The organism is Fischerella thermalis PCC 7521 (assembly GCF_000317225.1).
Lineage (GTDB): Bacteria > Cyanobacteriota > Cyanobacteriia > Cyanobacteriales > Nostocaceae > Fischerella > Fischerella thermalis.
The window spans coordinates 19296-36294 of the sequence record NZ_AJLL01000035.1; the positions used below are offsets into that span (position 1 = coordinate 19296).

The 16999-nt window shown below is 42.7% G+C and carries 14 protein-coding genes; 8 read left to right on the forward strand and 6 right to left on the reverse strand.

Annotated features, from left to right (window positions below; translation table 11 throughout):
* Positions 1-326 precede the first annotated feature (326 nt).
* A complete protein-coding gene (gene clpP / locus UYK_RS0108270; RefSeq protein ID WP_009756691.1) occupies positions 327-932 on the reverse strand; it encodes an ATP-dependent Clp endopeptidase proteolytic subunit ClpP in 606 nt (201 codons plus the stop codon).
* 284 nt (positions 933-1216) lie between these two features.
* Between clpP and UYK_RS26705 the strand changes: the two genes are divergently transcribed.
* From UYK_RS26705 to ilvN, 4 genes are all read left to right on the forward strand, one after another.
* Positions 1217-1372, forward strand: a complete 156-nt coding sequence (locus UYK_RS26705) for a hypothetical protein (RefSeq protein WP_009756690.1) — start codon at positions 1217-1219, stop codon at positions 1370-1372.
* Positions 1373-1519: 147 nt separating this feature from the next.
* Positions 1520-3595 (forward strand): thioredoxin domain-containing protein, encoded by a 2076-nt coding sequence (locus UYK_RS0108280; RefSeq protein WP_016871245.1) that lies wholly within the window; start codon positions 1520-1522, stop codon positions 3593-3595.
* Positions 3596-3741: 146 nt separating this feature from the next.
* On the forward strand, positions 3742-4332 hold the full coding sequence (locus UYK_RS0108285; RefSeq protein WP_009756688.1) for a molybdenum cofactor guanylyltransferase: 591 nt from the start codon (positions 3742-3744) through the stop codon (positions 4330-4332).
* Positions 4333-4415: 83 nt separating this feature from the next.
* Positions 4416-4937, forward strand: coding sequence for an acetolactate synthase small subunit (gene ilvN, locus UYK_RS0108290; protein ID WP_009756687.1), 522 nt, complete (start codon positions 4416-4418; stop codon positions 4935-4937).
* Between the two features lie 172 nt (positions 4938-5109).
* Here ilvN and UYK_RS0108295 read toward each other — a convergent pair whose 3' ends face one another.
* From UYK_RS0108295 to UYK_RS0108305, 3 genes are all read right to left on the reverse strand, one after another.
* Entirely contained in the window at positions 5110-6345 is a 1236-nt protein-coding gene (locus tag UYK_RS0108295) for a M20 metallopeptidase family protein (RefSeq protein ID WP_009756686.1), read from the reverse strand.
* 320 nt (positions 6346-6665) lie between these two features.
* Complete coding sequence (gene bioD / locus UYK_RS0108300) at positions 6666-7358, reverse strand: dethiobiotin synthase (protein ID WP_016871247.1); 693 nt, start codon at positions 7356-7358, stop codon at positions 6666-6668.
* A gap of 267 nt (positions 7359-7625) precedes the next feature.
* Entirely contained in the window at positions 7626-9338 is a 1713-nt protein-coding gene (locus UYK_RS0108305; protein ID WP_009756684.1) for a serine/threonine-protein kinase, read from the reverse strand.
* 633 nt (positions 9339-9971) lie between these two features.
* On the opposite strand from UYK_RS0108305, the gene UYK_RS0108310 reads away from it, so the two are divergent.
* Complete coding sequence (locus UYK_RS0108310; RefSeq protein ID WP_009756683.1) at positions 9972-10988, forward strand: ribose-phosphate pyrophosphokinase; 1017 nt, start codon at positions 9972-9974, stop codon at positions 10986-10988.
* A 508-nt stretch (positions 10989-11496) separates the two neighbouring features.
* On the opposite strand, the gene UYK_RS0108315 is transcribed toward UYK_RS0108310, so the two are convergent.
* Entirely contained in the window at positions 11497-12072 is a 576-nt protein-coding gene (locus UYK_RS0108315) for an HD domain-containing protein (RefSeq protein WP_009756682.1), read from the reverse strand.
* A gap of 381 nt (positions 12073-12453) precedes the next feature.
* Between UYK_RS0108315 and typA the strand changes: the two genes are divergently transcribed.
* The 3 genes from typA to UYK_RS0108330 all read left to right on the forward strand — a co-directional run bounded on the left by typA (position 12454) and on the right by UYK_RS0108330 (position 15577).
* On the forward strand, positions 12454-14244 hold the full coding sequence (gene typA / locus UYK_RS0108320; RefSeq protein ID WP_009756681.1) for a translational GTPase TypA: 1791 nt from the start codon (positions 12454-12456) through the stop codon (positions 14242-14244).
* A gap of 118 nt (positions 14245-14362) precedes the next feature.
* The gene (locus UYK_RS0108325; RefSeq protein ID WP_009756680.1) at positions 14363-14926 is read left to right on the forward strand and encodes a Uma2 family endonuclease; all 564 of its coding nucleotides are present in this window, start codon (positions 14363-14365) and stop codon (positions 14924-14926) included.
* A 63-nt stretch (positions 14927-14989) separates the two neighbouring features.
* On the forward strand, positions 14990-15577 hold the full coding sequence (locus tag UYK_RS0108330) for a Uma2 family endonuclease (protein WP_009756679.1): 588 nt from the start codon (positions 14990-14992) through the stop codon (positions 15575-15577).
* Between the two features lie 166 nt (positions 15578-15743).
* Here the strand turns inward: UYK_RS0108330 and UYK_RS0108335 are convergent, their stop codons facing one another.
* Positions 15744-16976 (reverse strand): type IV pilus twitching motility protein PilT, encoded by a 1233-nt coding sequence (locus UYK_RS0108335; RefSeq protein ID WP_016871248.1) that lies wholly within the window; start codon positions 16974-16976, stop codon positions 15744-15746.
* Positions 16977-16999: the final 23 nt, after the last annotated feature.

Genomic DNA, 16999 nt, shown 5'->3' on the forward strand with positions numbered 1-16999 from the left:
AACTGTAACTAAAAATATGGAATTTGAGATGAGACTGGTATATAATGGGCAAAATTAATACAATAATTATCCTTAGACCTACCAGTAAAGTAAAGGCTGTGATATCTAAAAAGCAATTATCACAGTTGCATCATTCTTTGCTTACTGAAAAATGATTGCTGGAATTCAAGTTGCTTAAAATTCCAGCTTCAAACTCAACAAATTTCAGGGGCGTCTAAACTCTTGTAAACAAAAAATAAAATAGCCTCGTCTAGGGAAAGGGCAAAAGTTAAAGGATAAAGAAATTTTTACTTCCTTTCACCCTTAATTTTAACCCTTATTTCTGACTATACAACTGCCATTGGGCGGCTACCAGCTGCATGACGGTCAATCACTTGGTCTATTAAGCCATAGTCTCTGGCTTCTTCTGGTGACATAAAGAAGTCCCTTTCTGTGTCTTCGGCGATTTTTTCCAAAGGCTGACCTGTATGTTCGGCTAAATATTCGTTTAGCCGTCGCTTATGGTAAAGGATTTCGCGGGCTTGAATTTCAATATCAGTTGCTTGTCCACGAGCGCCGCCCAAAGGTTGGTGAATCATGATCCGAGAATGAGGAAGACTCATTCTTTTACCCTTAGCACCTGCACTAAGGAGAAAAGCACCCATACTGGCTGCTAATCCGGTACAAATTGTACACACATCCGGACGGATGTGCTTCATAGTATCAAAAATACCCATCCCTGCTGTTACCGAACCGCCAGGAGAATTGATGTACACATATATGTCTTTCTCTGGGTCTTCGGCGTCTAAAAACAGCAGTTGGGCAACAATCAAGTTAGCAACGTTGTCATCAATCGCTTGTCCTAAAAAGATAATACGCTCACGTAACAGGCGTGAGTAGATATCAAAGGCGCGTTCGCCACGACCTGATTGTTCAATAACGATAGGAATCATGTAGCCAGCTTGTAACTAGTGTAGATACATTCTATCGATTACAAAGGCTGATTGTTTTCCGAAACCATGTTAACCACTGTGTAGTCATATATAGCAGATGGTGCTTACCCTATTAACTCAGCAGTTTTCCGGTATTATTTTTTCAAAGTTTTGTAAAAAATCCCATAAATTTACTGAAAAAATCCGGTTATATCTACCTAATGGGGTAGATCCTTACTACAAGGTGTATCTAGAAGATTCGATCCCGAATTTAGAAGACATCGACCGAAACAGAGGAAATCGCCATGCTAGAAAAATTTGTACAAGCCGCTATCATTACCTTCTTACTGCACCTGATCGTCGGACTCAACCCCAACACTAAAATTAGTACCGAAGCAGTACCCCCCTCTGGTACAGTTTCAATACCAGTGGCTAGTTCGTTTTTGCGTTCTTTAGAGTAAAAAATCACTGGTTGCATCAAAAGTATGTTGATTTGGTTGTCACTTATTGGCTGGTAGTTGGTTGTTAATTTTCCAACCGACTACCAACAATCAACAAAGAACATTCGAGGTAGACTGAACACAGAAGGCAAATACTAGCGTCTAATCATGACTAATCGCCTTGCTGAAGCTAAGAGTCTCTATCTCCGCAAACACGCTGAAAATCCGATTGATTGGTGGCCTTGGTGCGACGAAGCACTCTCCACCGCAAAAGCACAGAATAAACCTATATTTCTCTCTATTGGCTACTCCAGTTGCCACTGGTGTACTGTCATGGAAGGAGAAGCATTTTCTGACCCAGGCATTGCCGAGTACATGAATGCCAATTTTATCCCGATCAAAGTAGACAGGGAAGAAAGACCAGACATCGACAGCATTTACATGCAAGCTTTGCAAATGATGAGTGGTCAAGGGGGTTGGCCTTTAAATGCTTTTTTATCTCCAGATGATTTAGTACCATTTTACGCAGGTACTTACTTCCCAGTGGAACCACGCTACGGACGTCCTGGCTTTTTACAAGTTTTACAAGCGATTCGCCACTACTACGATACAGAAAAACAAGACCTGCGCGATCGCAAAGCAGTAATTCTCGAATCACTCCTCACCTCCGCAGTATTGCAGCAACAAGGTACTACCGCAACTCAAGACAAGGAGTTATTACACAAAGGCTGGGAAACTAGCACGGGGATCATTACTCCGAATCAATATGGTAATAGTTTCCCCATGATCCCCTATGCAGAATTAGCATTGCGCGGAACACGATTTGAAGTGACATCTGAATATGATGGCAAACAAGTTTGTACTCAACGGGGATTAGACCTGGCATTAGGTGGTATTTATGACCATGTAGGCGGAGGCTTTCACCGCTACACCGTTGATCCCACCTGGACAGTACCACATTTTGAAAAGATGCTCTACGATAACGGTCAAATTGTAGAGTATCTAGCAAATCTTTGGAGTGCAGGTATAGAAGAGCCTGCTTTTAAAAGAGCGATCGCTGGTACCGTCCAATGGCTCAAAAGAGAAATGACCGCCCCAGAAGGTTATTTCTATGCTGCTCAAGATGCTGATAGTTTCACCCCCCCTTACCAAGGGGGGGACAAGGGGGGGTCAGAACCAGAAGAAGGAGCCTTTTACGTCTGGACTTTCAGTGAACTAGAACAACTGCTCACTGCTGAAGAACTCATAGAATTGCAACAACAATTTACAGTCACCGCTAATGGTAACTTTGAAAGTAAAAACGTCTTACAAAGACGCCGTAGTGGGGAACTGAGCGCAACCGTAGAAACAGCCCTGAAAAAATTATTCGTAGCGCGTTACGGTGCAACTCCTGAATCACTAGAAACATTTCCTCCCGCACGTAACAACCAAGAAGCGAAATCTCGTCATTGGCCTGGTCGGATTCCGGCGGTGACAGATACCAAAATGATAGTTGCTTGGAATAGCTTGATGATTTCTGGCTTAGCAAGGGCGTATGCTGTTTTCCGAGAACCTGTGTATTTGGAACTAGCAACCACAGCCGCAGATTTCATTGTCAATCATCAGTTTGTGGATGGGCGTTTCCACCGACTTAACTATGAAAATCAACCAACCGTATTAGCTCAGTCAGAAGATTACGCCTTTTTTATCAAAGCACTGCTAGATTTGCAAACTTGCAGCCCTGAACAAAACAAATGGTTAGAAAGGGCGATCGCTCTCCAAGAAGAATTTGACGAATATCTTTGGAGTGTAGAATTAGGAGGGTATTATAACACATCAAGTGATGCAAGTCAAGATTTAATTGTGCGCGAACGTAGTTATGTAGACAATGCGACACCGTCAGCAAATGGAGTAGCGATCGCCAATCTCGTGCGTCTTGCCCTGTTTACAGATAATCTGCATTATTTAGATTTAGCAGAGCAAGGCTTAAATGCTTTTCGCTCTGTGATGAATAGTACTCCCCAAGCCTGTCCGAGTTTGTTCACAGCCTTGGATTGGTATCGCAATAGTACCCTGATTCGCACCACCACCGAGCAATTACACTCACTCATGTCTCAATACTTACCAAGCGTTGTGTTTGCGATCGCATCAAAACTACCAGACAACAGTGTTGGCTTAGTTTGTCAAGGGTTAAAATGCCTACCAGCAGCCTCAAGTTTAGAGCAAATGTTGCAGCAAGTTCGCCAAAGTCAGGTGAGAGGGTGAGTTTGGAGGTGGGGAGGTTGGGAGGTGGGGTGATGGGGGGCTAGGGGTCCCCACTTTGTGGGGTTGGGGGGCAATGGGGAGTGTGAGGAGTAAGTATGAAACAACTACTAACCACTAACTACTAACCAATGACCAATGAATGATCAATGACCAATGACCAATTGACGGCTATCGTTTTAGCGGGCGGTAAGAGTAGACGTATGGGTAGGGATAAAGCCCTGATCCCCATTGAAGATGTCCCTATGTTGCAACGTATCTGCCAAATTGCGGAGACTTGTGCTGAACAGGTTTATATAGTCACTCCTTGGCCAGAACGCTATCAGCATTTGTTACTACCCAAAAGTCAGTTTATTCAGGAATTACCTTTACCAGATGAAACTGGTAATGAATCAAAAACCCACGGGCCACTGGTGGGTTTTGCCCAAGGACTAACGCAAGTAAAAACAGATTGGGTGTTACTATTAGCTTGTGACTTACCGAAATTGCGGGTAGAAGTTTTGCAAGAGTGGATTTCTAGATTACAGCAAGTACCAGAAGAAGCGATCGCAGCTTTAGTTTATAGAAATAATAGATGGGAACCATTGTGTGGTTTCTATCGCCGTCGCTGTCTACCAGAATTAAATAAGTATATTGAGCAGGGCGGGCGATCATTTCAGGAGTGGTTGAAGCAATATCCCGTGCAAGTATTACCTTTGGTTGATCAGGAGATGCTTTTTAACTTCAATAGTCTGATTTGAGAGGGGCATTTAAGTTTAAAATATATGATCCAGGCTTGCAATCTAAAATCCATACAATCCTCTCCCTAGCCTCTGTTGGCGACATGAAACATACCCTATCAGTACTTGTAGAAGATGAAGCGGGTGTTCTTTCCCGCATTTCTGGTTTATTTGCCCGTCGTGGCTTTAACATCGAAAGCCTTGCTGTAGGTCCAGCAGAACAGTCAGGAGTTTCTCGGATCACAATGGTTGTACCAGGTGATGATCGTGTAATTGAACAACTGACCAAGCAACTATATAAGCTGATCAACGTTCTGAAAGTGCAGGATATTACTGAAACTCCCTGTGTAGAACGCGAATTAATGCTACTCAAAGTGAATGCTACCAGCAACACCCGTTCCGAGATAGTCGAGTTAGCCCAAATTTTCCGGGCGCGAGTGGTGGATGTCGCAGAAGATTCCCTAACTTTAGAAGTTGTCGGTGATCCAGGTAAAATGGTCGCGATCGTGCAAGTGTTACAAAAATTTGGCTTGAAGGAAATTGCCCGCACTGGCAAAATTGCTTTAACTCGTGAATCAGGAGTGAATACAGAGTTGCTAAAATCATTGGAAGCCAAAGTTTCTTAGCAAGCAGGAGCCGTCAGTGTGACTTCTGGCGGCTCCAAATTCTCCGCCATTAGCCGAGCTTGATACTTGATATCAGAGATCACGCTGCAACGCCCCCAGGTCACTGTGGACTGAAAAACCCGCGTAGGCGGGTTTCGCATGTGTAGCCGCGATTACGAATATCGCCAGGACTTCATTGATGCAAAAACCTCTCCACACAACGCACAAACATTTCCACACCCATCGCCAATGCTGTTTCATCAAAATCAAAACGGGGATGATGATGAGGATAGGCTAAATTCTTCTCTGGATTAGCAGAACCCAAGAAGAAATAACAACCAGGTACTTCTTGCAAAAAGTAGGACATATCCTCACCGCCCATAGTTTGGCACTCCGGTACAATACCCATCGGCGTTTCTACTACTTCTTCCGCAACCGATCGCACTAGTTCCGCCATCCCTGCATCATTAATTGTGGCTGGGTATAATTCCGAGTACTGAAAGTCATAATTAGCACCAAAAATTTGGCAAATTCCAGCAATAATTTGCTCAATCCGTTGGGCAAAAAAGCCTCTAAAAGACGGATTAAAGTACCTGACAGTACCACTCATCTTGGCTGTATCTGCAATCACATTGCACTTTGTTCCGGCATGGAGTTCACCGACTGTCACCACTGCTGAATCAATCGGATTGACGTTACGAGCCACTATTGTTTGTAGAGCATTGACAATTTGGGCTGCAACTACTACTGAGTCTACAGTTTGATGGGGCATTGCACCGTGTCCGCCTTTGCCAAAAATGGTGCAGTCAAAGGTTTCTACAGCCGCCATTAATGCACCTGCACGTACACCTACTGTCCCTAAAGGCAAATTATTCCACAGGTGCAAACCAATAATGGCGTCTACATCTGGGTTTTTCAACACCCCAGCATCAATCATTGGTTTTGCGCCTCCTGGTCCTTCTTCTGCTGGCTGGAAGATCATTTTCACAGTCCCGGCAAAATCTTGACGATGCTGCTGGAGATAATAAGCTGTACCAAGAGCGATCGCAGTATGTCCATCGTGTCCACAAGCGTGCATGATCCCATCATGTTGGGAACGGTAGGGTACTTCGTTTTGTTCGACTATGGGTAAAGCGTCCATATCCGCACGGATCGCCAAGACTTTCGATTTTGGATTGGATGCTTCTGGTTGTTTCTCACCCTGGATAATCGCAACGATACCAGTCTCAGCAATCCCAGTTTGATGCTCAATTCCCCATTCTTGTAATTTCCCAGAGACAAATTCAGCAGTGAGTTTTTCTTGAAAACCGAGTTCTGGTTTTTGATGTAACCTACGTCGCCACTCGACTAATTGGGGTTCCAATGAACGAATCGACAGGCGAACGCGAGATGAGTCAACATTGGTAGAGTTGGGAAAGGTCGAAACCATTTTATTTAAATTACTGTCGGTTATTTATATTGTGAGTCGGAATTGTCATTTGTCATTTGTTCTTTGCTAACAACTAATAAATTGAATGGCGTTGCTGAATCAAGATATGAATTTACGATTCACGGGTATGACCAGACGTAGCATTGCATTGTAGAGACGTAGCATTGTAGAGACGTAGCATTGTAGAGACGTAGCATTGTAGAGACGTAGCATTGCTACGTCTCTACAAAAATGTATGCAAACATAATTCATGACCAAATTCAGCAACGCCAATTGAATTACACATTCTTCAAGCTGTTCCCTGTTCCCTCTTCCCTGACCTATTGCCTATTCCCTGTTAACAACAAACACTCTAAATCTAAGTCTGACGCTACTTGGGCTAGTTTGTCTAACTCGGCTGGATTTTCCAAATAGGGCAAACAGCCTAAAACAGGGATATTTGTCAAAGACTGAATTAAATCTGCTGGCGTCCAGTTGGCGATTTCTTCATCTGTGCGGGGTTGGATGCAATTTAGAACAATTCCTACCAGTTGGACTCGTGTTTGTCTTGCTAATGCCACATTTGCTACAGCTTGAGCGATCGCACCTAATCTCACTGGTACGACTAACACCGTAGGTATACGCCATTCACCTGCTAAATCTGCTACTGTTAATTCCTCAGTTACGGGTGAGCCTAATCCACCCAAAGCTTCTACTAAAACAAAATCTCGACGCTGACACAAGGCTGTGTAAGCTTGCCAAACTACTGCTAAATCTACATGGCGATTTTCTTTAATTGCGGCAATTGGGGGGGCTAGGGGTGCTTGAAAATACAAAGGTGTGATTTCCTCAGCAGATTGTTCCAAGCTAAATAGCTGTTGATACCATTCGCGATCGCCTACTCCTGATTGTATGGGTTTCATAATACCCAAGCTACGGCCAGAGCAATATTTTTGCCAATAGGCTGCTAATGCTGTGGTTAAAACAGTTTTGCCTGCTTCTGTGTCTGTTCCTGTAATTAGTAGTGCGTTCAATTGTAGTTAGTTAGTTGTTGCTAGTTGATTGTTGGTAGGGGTGCACAGTGAGCAGCTGTGCACTCCATAGAAGTAAAAGGGAGAGGGTTGAATACAGCTATCAGTTAGCAGTTATTAGTTTTCAGTTGCACTGTTGACTGAATAATTGATTGCTGAATTTATATATTTTTCACTAACGCCAATAATACATTATGGCTAATTCCTCTTATACTTTCTTTATTGCTTTAACCAAAAACCACCAACTACCAACTATCAACCAACAACTACTCACCTTCTTGGCAAAATATCTGTGGGATTGACATCTGGGTTAGATGTGTCATCAGTAGGCTGATTGTTTTGATTCTGATCAGGAAAAGGTATCAATGGAGTATTGGTGGGTGTTGCTGTTGGAATGTCGGTTGGTGTTTCTGTAGGTATCTCCGTTGGAATTTCGGTGGGGGTTTCGGTAGGTGTGGGCTGAGGTGGGTTTTCTAATTCGATATTGAGGTTATAGTCGCTTTCGGAACTTCCTGGAGATAGAGTTAAGTCGATCGCATATCTACCACTAACAGGTAAAGTGCCTTGGTAGAAGGTGGTATTCTCAGCAGAAGCTTCAACTGGTTCTCTATTTGGAGCTAATACTGTTAACACAACACCCCTTTCTTGCGCCAGCACCGCGGTTAAAGTTTGCCCTTTCCGACCTCGAAAAGTGTAGCGGATGGTTTGATTGCTGGCGATTGTACCCTCTACTTGGGTTGTGCCAGATGTATCTAAAGCAAGGGGTTTACTTATAATTGTCGGCTCGTTGGTGGTGGGTGTAACTGTCGGTGTGGGTGAAGTTGTAGAATTGTCAGGAACTACTGGAGAAGGGAAAGTTTGGGTTGGGACTTCGGTTGGTTGTGGTGATGGTGTACCACGAAGAGTACGTACCAGTGCCCAAGAACCGATTCCTGCTATACTCACCACCCCAACAGTAATTAATCCAATTGCCAACGGGTTATCTAAAAATGACCTGGTGCTAGGTTCGGGAATTGTGTGACTTGGTGTACTAGGTGCAGATGGTGATGCTGGTTCAGGACGACGACCAACCGGGACTGTTTGTATGTTGGATAACCCAGGATTGGGTGCGGCTGGGATAGAAGCTGGAATTAGGGGTGTTTGTTGTCCTGGATATGCCAATGCTTGGGCTACTTCTGTTGCGCTTGAGAAGCGATCGCCTGGTCTAAAGCTCAACATCCGATTTAAAATTTGGGCAAAGTGTGGACTTACTGTTACCCAGCGTTGCCAATTCCAACTCAGGAGATTTTCATCAAATAATTCTTGCGGTTCTCTACCAGTTAGCAATACGATCGCGGTAACTGCCAATGCATATAAGTCGCTACTGGGGTAAGCTTGCCCTGTTTGCATTTGCTCACTGGGGGAATAACCCAATTTGCCGACATAGGTTGCTGGTGCTGTCGGATTACCAGCTTGCAATCGTGTTGCTAGTTCTTTTACTACCCCAAAGTCAATTAAAACTGGCTTATTGTCAAGATCACGCAAAATAATATTGTCTGGGGAGATATCGCGGTGAATAATGCCTCGACTGTGAATATGTTCTAAAACAGGTAACAAAGAGCGCATTAATTGTAATACTTCTTGTTCCGTGAACGCACTACCAACAGCCTTACGCTCATCAAGCAAACTACGGTAGGTTTTACCGGCTACATAGTCTTGCACCAAAAACAATCGCTGGTCTTGTTCAAATCTTTCCCGGAATTGCGGTACTTGTGGGTGTTGGATTTGATACAAAATCGTTGCTTCTCGGAGGAAAAGCTCTTGTGCTTTCTGCCAAGCAACAGGGTCTACTGTGTTAGGAATTAATTCTTTGATGGCACAAAATTCATTAAAGCGCCTCTGGTCTTCTGCCAGATAGGTTCTACCAAATCCCCCCTGACCGAGAATTTGAATAATCTTATAACGGTTTTGCAGAACAGTACCAGCTGAAATTGGTGGTTGCATCTTTTAGTTAATTGAGTGTAACGGCACTACTCGGAGGAACTCACCCGCAAAAAATCATACCCAACAGTTGCAGTTTGTCAACTGCTGTATTTGTAAGTATATTAAAGTAACTTCCTAACAAACTTGCTCATAGTCTATTTTCACACTCATTGTCCAGTACAAAATAGTAGAAAAGATAAAAAAATTACTATTTCAGTTCCCGTTGCTTTCTGAGCTTGTTGCTCATTTGTTTTTCCTTGGTGATGGAAAACTATCTAGCAAGTCTGCTAATGTATTAATTTGCAGCTAGTATCATAGGGGATTCAGCCGTCCATAATTGATTCATTTATAGGTGTTCTTAACGATTACTAAGTAAACTAGAATAGTCTTCTCCTATCTCTGTGAATAGGGTGCATAAAAGTTAAGTAGTTCATCAAACAAATCTATTTAGACTTGGGTTTTTTAGAGCAAACTAAAAATCCCGACTACAGGTGTGAGCTAGTAAGAGTGTGCTTACCACAAAAACAAAAAATTAGAACCTTGTAGTTTCATGGAGGTATGTATCAAGTTTTTATAAAAGCTTCAACAAAACTCACAGATGTTTTTTCGGACTATTGCTCTTAAACAATCTAAATATCTGATGATAATATTGCCATGAATGCACATCGAGGATCTGCTGTGCTGAGTACCGCAACTTTCAAACTGCCATCAACTACAACAGGAATAGCTGAAAACCATCGCCTGCGGCTGTTCTCTGGTTCTGCTAATGTACCCCTATCTCAAGAAGTAGCTCGTTATCTGGGCATGGACTTGGGGCCAATGATCCGCAAACGATTTGCGGATGGAGAGCTTTACATTCAAATTCAGGAATCGATTCGGGGCTGTGATGTTTATTTAATTCAACCCTGTTGTCAACCTGTAAACGATCATTTGATGGAATTACTCATAATGATCGATGCCTGTCGTCGAGCATCAGCGCGACAAGTCACAGCAGTAATTCCTTATTATGGCTATGCCCGTGCTGACAGAAAAACCGCAGGGAGAGAATCAATTACTGCCAAGCTAGTCGCCAACCTGATCACCCAAGCAGGTGCTAACCGAATTCTGGCAATGGATTTACATTCAGCCCAAATTCAGGGATATTTTGATATCCCCTTAGATCATGTTTACGGTTCACCGGTAATCCTGGATTATCTAGTTAGTAAAGAACTGTCTGACATTGTGGTAGTTTCCCCAGATGTTGGCGGCGTGGCAAGAGCAAGAGCATTTGCAAAAAAGCTGAATGATGCTCCCTTAGCCATCATTGATAAACGTCGTCAAGCTCACAACGTCGCTGAAGTCTTGAATGTCATCGGTGATGTGAAGGGTAAAACAGCAGTGCTGGTAGATGACATGATTGATACTGGTGGCACAATCACAGAAGGAGCCAAGCTACTCCGTGAAGAAGGAGCGCGTCAAGTATACGCCTGTGCTACCCATGCGGTGTTCTCCCCTCCTGCGATTGAACGGTTGTCAAGCGGTTTGTTTGAAGAGGTGATTGTCACCAACACAATTCCCATTCCCGAGGGCGATCGCTTTCCCCAATTGCAGGTGTTGTCAGTGGCGAATCTTTTAGGGGAAACGATTTGGCGGATTCATGAAGATAGCTCTGTAAGTAGTATGTTCCGCTAGCATCAAAAATACTGTCATCACCGTTACGATTGTGCAGAATGCCGCAGGCTTTTTTGCCTGCGCTAACCGAACCTATATATTTTATACATTTTCAGGGTGTTATCTTTTTTACCAAATGTTGCCGGAAGCGATCGCTTGACTACAGCAAGCCTAAATCCTTGAGACTAGGTCGTGTAATCTCAATCCGCAGAAGTGCATCTAAAGGCTTACGCATGTCTATTGTCGTTGCGAAAAATGTTTAGACAAGCCCTAAATATCTTCATCTAAGAACACGAACACCAAAACTCATCATCAGCAGTAAAACAAAACAACCAATCACAGTAAAAAGAACATAACGCGATCGCCACAAACGAAACAGCATTTTTTACCCTCACAAATAGCGTCCTATCAATTATCACTATTGCCACTAACAGAAAAACTATCTGCGTCATCTGTGTTTATCCGTGTGCATCGGTGGTCGATTTTTCCAACGACTGTGGTCATTGCGATAATTCACAGCAAACGTAAATTACCTCTCATCTTTTACTACCACCCTCTCCAACTCCGAAACTACCCGTTCTAATTCCGCAAAAATTGGACTAGAACCAGTTTGGTAAAAAGCATTTACCAATGCCCGATAATACCAAAGCGTACCTGCTTTACCACCTTGAAAACGTTGCCAAAGCGATTCACCCACAATCCGATAATCCTTGAGAATTGACTGGGCATTGTGCAGTTTATCAGCCGCACTCACAAGTAACACAGAAGAAGAAGCACTAAGAATATGAGCAATGTATGCTTCTTTACGTTCTCGCCACGGCGGTTTAGGTGTAGTATCGGCATCCGTACAACCATCGACAATTGCAGCTACATTATCACCAAAACGACGGCGAATTTCTTCCCGTGTAGCAGCACCGCCTTGATCCTCGACAGCATCATGTAAAAGTGCAGCTATAGCTTCATCTTCATTTGCCCCATATTCCAAGGCAATACTAGCAACACCCAACAAATGAGCAACGTAGGGAACACCTGAACCTTTGCGAACCTGGTTCGCGTGGAGTTGGGTAGCGTAGATAAGAGCTTGGGTAAAGCGTTCTGATAACATTTTGAGAAATGGTAACGCAAACAAATGTAGGGGCGAAGCATTTGGATGAAAATTACTTGGGCTGGGCCTTCTTTCTATACTGACATCCAAATAAAAAAATAAGTAATTTTATATATCCTCTTTGTGTCTTTGTGCCTTTGTGGTGAAAAAATAATTTTTTCAACACCAAGACACTAAGACACCAAGCAATTTTCATCTTCCTGCTACCAGGCGTACGAGCCTAAAGCTTTTTCGTTGCCTTGGAATAATTTAGATTACGATAGAATTGTAGAATTGTTAAGGCTTATTTACAGAATCTGTACATTCCCTCAAATTCTGTTAGAGCAGTCCACCAATATATATAAACTGTAACCCTTTCTAGAGTACTGGAACGCGCTTATTATGACGCTCCCAATCCGTAACGTTGCTATTATCGCCCACGTAGATCACGGCAAAACAACCCTCGTTGATGCTCTCCTCAAACAATCCGGCATTTTCCGTGAAGGGGAAGACGTTCCGGATTGCGTCATGGACTCCAACGCCCTGGAAAGGGAACGAGGCATTACTATTCTTTCTAAGAATACTGCTGTTAAGTACAAAGAAACGCTGATTAATATTGTTGACACTCCCGGACACGCTGATTTTGGCGGCGAAGTGGAACGGGTACTTGGCATGGTTGATGGTTGTATCCTGATTGTAGATGCTAATGAAGGCCCTATGCCTCAGACACGTTTTGTTTTGAAGAAGGCGTTAGAAAAGGGACTCCGCCCGATTGTTGTAGTCAATAAAATCGATCGCCCGCAAGCTGATCCCTACGGTGCAATTGATAAGGTATTAGATTTGTTCCTAGAACTAGGCGCAGATGAAGATCAGTGTGATTTCCCGTATCTGTTCGCCTCTGGTTTGAGTGGCTACGCCAAAAATGATTTGGATGACGAACCTAAGGACATGCAGCCCTTATTTGAGGCTATTCTGCGTCATGTTCCACCACCAGTCGGTGATGTCAACAAGCCATTGCAATTGCAAGTCACCACCCTCGATTATTCGGAATATCTGGGACGGATTGTTATTGGTAGAATCCACAACGGTACAATCCGCATGGGACAACAAGCGGCTTTGGTGACAGAAAGCGGTAACGTTGTCAAGGCTAAAGTCACGAAATTGATGGGCTTTGAAGGCTTGAAGCGGGTAGAAATGGAGGAAGCAACTGCTGGTCACATTGTGGCAGTGGCTGGTTTTGCTGATGCTAATATCGGTGAAACAATCACTGATCCTAATGAACCCCAAGCTTTACCACTAATTAAAGTTGATGAACCGACTTTACAAATGACCTTTTGGGTAAATGATTCGCCTTTTGCAGGTCAAGAAGGTAAGTTGGTGACATCTCGACAAGTGCGCGATCGCCTTTTCCGGGAATTGGAAACTAATGTCGCCCTCCGCGTTGAAGAAACTGACTCTCCTGATAAATTTCTGGTTTCCGGTCGTGGTGAATTACATTTAGGTATCTTGATTGAAACTATGCGCCGTGAAGGTTATGAGTTCCAAGTATCCCAGCCACAGGTAATTTACCGAGAAGTAAACGGTCAACCTTGTGAACCTTACGAACTTCTAGTACTGGACGTTCCCGAAGATGCTGTTGGTAGCTGTATCGAACGCCTCGGACAACGTCGCGGTGAAATGCAAGATATGCAAGTTGGTGGTAATGGACGCACCCAACTAGAATTTGTCATTCCCGCTCGTGGTTTAATTGGATTCCGGGGTGAATTCATGCGGATGACGCGGGGCGAAGGGATTATGAACCACAGTTTCCTTGATTACCGTCCACTCAGTGGTGATATTGAAGCCCGTAACAAAGGTGTGCTGATTGCTTTTGAAGAAGGTGTCTCTACCTTCTATGCGATGAAGAATGCTGAAGATAGAGGTGTATTCTTTATCACTCCCGGTACAAAAGTCTATAAGGGTATGATTGTCGGTGAACACAACCGCCCCCAAGACTTAGAATTAAATGTCTGCAAAACTAAGCAGCTTACCAACCACCGCGCTGCTAGTGGTGATGAGTTAGTACAGTTGCAAGCACCAGTGGAAATGAGTCTGGAACGTGCTTTGGAATACATCGGGCCAGATGAATTGGTGGAAGTTACACCCCAGTCAATTCGTCTGCGGAAGATGGCGAAGAAGTTGGCAAAACGTTAATTAACAATAGGTTATCTGTAGAGATGTGCCAATGGCACGTCTCTATTTTTTTGTCTGTCAGAATTTGTACAATGGCAAATACAAGCTGTGCGAATAAAGATTATTGAGGAAAATAACAATGGTGCAAACACCTACTGGAGTCCTCACACTAGAAGAATTTCTTAAACTGCCAGAAACAGAACCTGCTAGCGAGTATATTGATGGGCATGTAATCCAAAAACCAATGCCTCAAGGAGAACATAGTGCAATTCAGACGGAATTAGCACCTGCGATTAACTCTATATTGAAACCAAAACAGATTGCAAGAGCTTTTTCAGAACTGCGTTGTACATTTGGTGGACGCTCAATTGTACCTGATATTTGTGTGTTTACTTGGAGCAGGATTCCTCGTAAAGAAAATGGTGCAGTTGCTAATACTTTCTTACTCGCTCCAGATTGGACAATTGAAATTCTTTCACCTGATCAAAGTCAAACGAAAGTTACAAAAAATATTTTGCACTGTTTGAAGTATGGAACTCAAATGGGATGGTTAATAGATCCAGCAGAAGAACTAGTGTTCGTATATTTACCGGATCAACCAACAACTTTTTATGATCAGCCAGAGGTACAGTTACCAGTACCAGAATTTGCCAAAGATTTTTGTTTAACTGTGGAAAATTTGTTTAGTTGGTTACGAGACTAAAACTCCCCAAAGTAGTAAATTTGTAAAAATAGAAAAGACATACAAACTCCGAATGTAACTCAAATGCTGAGTCAGACAACAACGCGGCGCTTTACACTGGACGAATACCATCGTTTAATTGAACTAGGTTTTTTCCACGAAGACGAACGTGTCGAACTCATTCGCGGTGAACTAGTACAGATGGTAGCCAAAGGAACAGCACACACAACCTGTTGCAGTAATTTAATTCGAGAACTAGCACAATTAGTCGCTGGTAAAGCTGAGTTACGATGCCAAGATCCTATAACTTTACTATCAAGCAGTGAACCCGAACCCGATTTTGCCATAGTTCGTTCCACTGCTGATAATTACTTATCTGCACACCCTACACCCGCAGATATTTTTCTTGTCATTGAGATTGCAGATTCGTCTTTAGATTACGATCGCGATGTTAAAATGCCTTTGTATGCTGAGGCTGAAATTTCTCACTACTGGATATTTAATCTAGTTACTAACCAATTAGAAGCTTACAGCGAACCTTATAAAGATTCTCTAAATAATTTTGGCTACCGCTTCAAACGCATATTTTTAGCGAATCAATCAGTTGAACTACCTATAGCGTCATCTCCATTACTAGATTTATCTTCTGTTTTTCCTCGCAAAGGTTCTTAATTTGCGGTATTAGGAAAGTCGAAATCATATATTTTTTTAACGCAAAGAAACGCGGAGTTTTTGGGCTAATATTCAATGTATATTGAGTTAGCTTTAGCTTCGTTGAACTTTGAGCCAAGAAATTTATTTTTTGGCGGTAAAAAAAGCTGGTGAAATTTGAAGATTTTTATTTTGGAAAAAAGTCAGAATAACCTAAATTCCGTCGACTTGAATGAGATGGGTTAATCCCATCATTGCGGGCGCGACGCCGCAAGTCACCAATATCGGGTGAACAACTAAGCGCATCTTCAATAGTAATTTGACCAGATAACATTAATTTGCAAAGGGCTTGATTCATGATTTGCATCCCTTCGTTAGTGCTATTTTCCATTAGTTGCAAGGCTTCTATTTCCTCACCTTTGAGGAGATAATCTTGCATGGCAGGTGTGTTAATTAAAATTTCCATTGCTGCTGTGCTATTTCCATCGGTTGTGGGTAACAAAATTTGAGCAATTACTGCAACTAATGAGTCAAGGATTTGTACTTTTGCTGCTGATTGTTCATCTGGATTATAAACATTGACCAAGCGATTAATAGCAGCGATCGCATTTTTTGTATGTAAAGTCCCGATCACCAAATGACCTGTTTGTGCTGCTTTGATCGCAGTATCTACTGTAATGCGATCGCGCATTTCTCCAATCAAAATTACATCCGGATCTTCACGCAAAGCCGAGCGCAAAGCCTGGTGAAATTCCTGGGTATGTAATCCCACTTCTCGCTGGCTAATCAAGCTTTTTTTGGAAGAGTGAATGTATTCGATAGGATCTTCAATTGTAATAATGTGTTTTCTAGTCGTTTCATTTAAATGGCGAATCATCGCCGCTTGTGTGGTAGATTTTCCTGCGCCTGTTGCACCAGTAACTAATATTAAGCCTTGTTTTTTATGAATAATTTCTTTGAGTATAGATGGCAAACCTAAACTATCAATCGAAGGAACTTCGAGTGTAACTAGCCTTAATACTATTGCTCCACCCGTCAAGGTTTCAAAACAGTTGACACGACAACGCAAAAATCCTGGGTAAAAAATCGCTGTATCTAATTCTTTGGTTTCTGCAAACTTTTGGCGTTGAGACTGAGTGAGAATTTCTGATAAATAAGCTTCAAAAATTTGTGGTGTCACTATTTCTTCTGATTGATAAGAAACCATTTCACCCCGAATCCGCAATCGTGGTATTTCACCAACACGGATATGAATATCAGAGGCTTTTTGTTTATAGGCATCACGCACTATTTTCTCAAGAGAAATAGGATTTTTATGGATTTGTCCAATCCTTTCTAACAAAGCTTTATTTGGTGGTGGTGGCAGTGGTAAATGTGAAAGCTTAAAATTCACCATTGGAGAAGTTATTTCATCAGTCATTTGCCGTATCCTCTAGTAAAAAT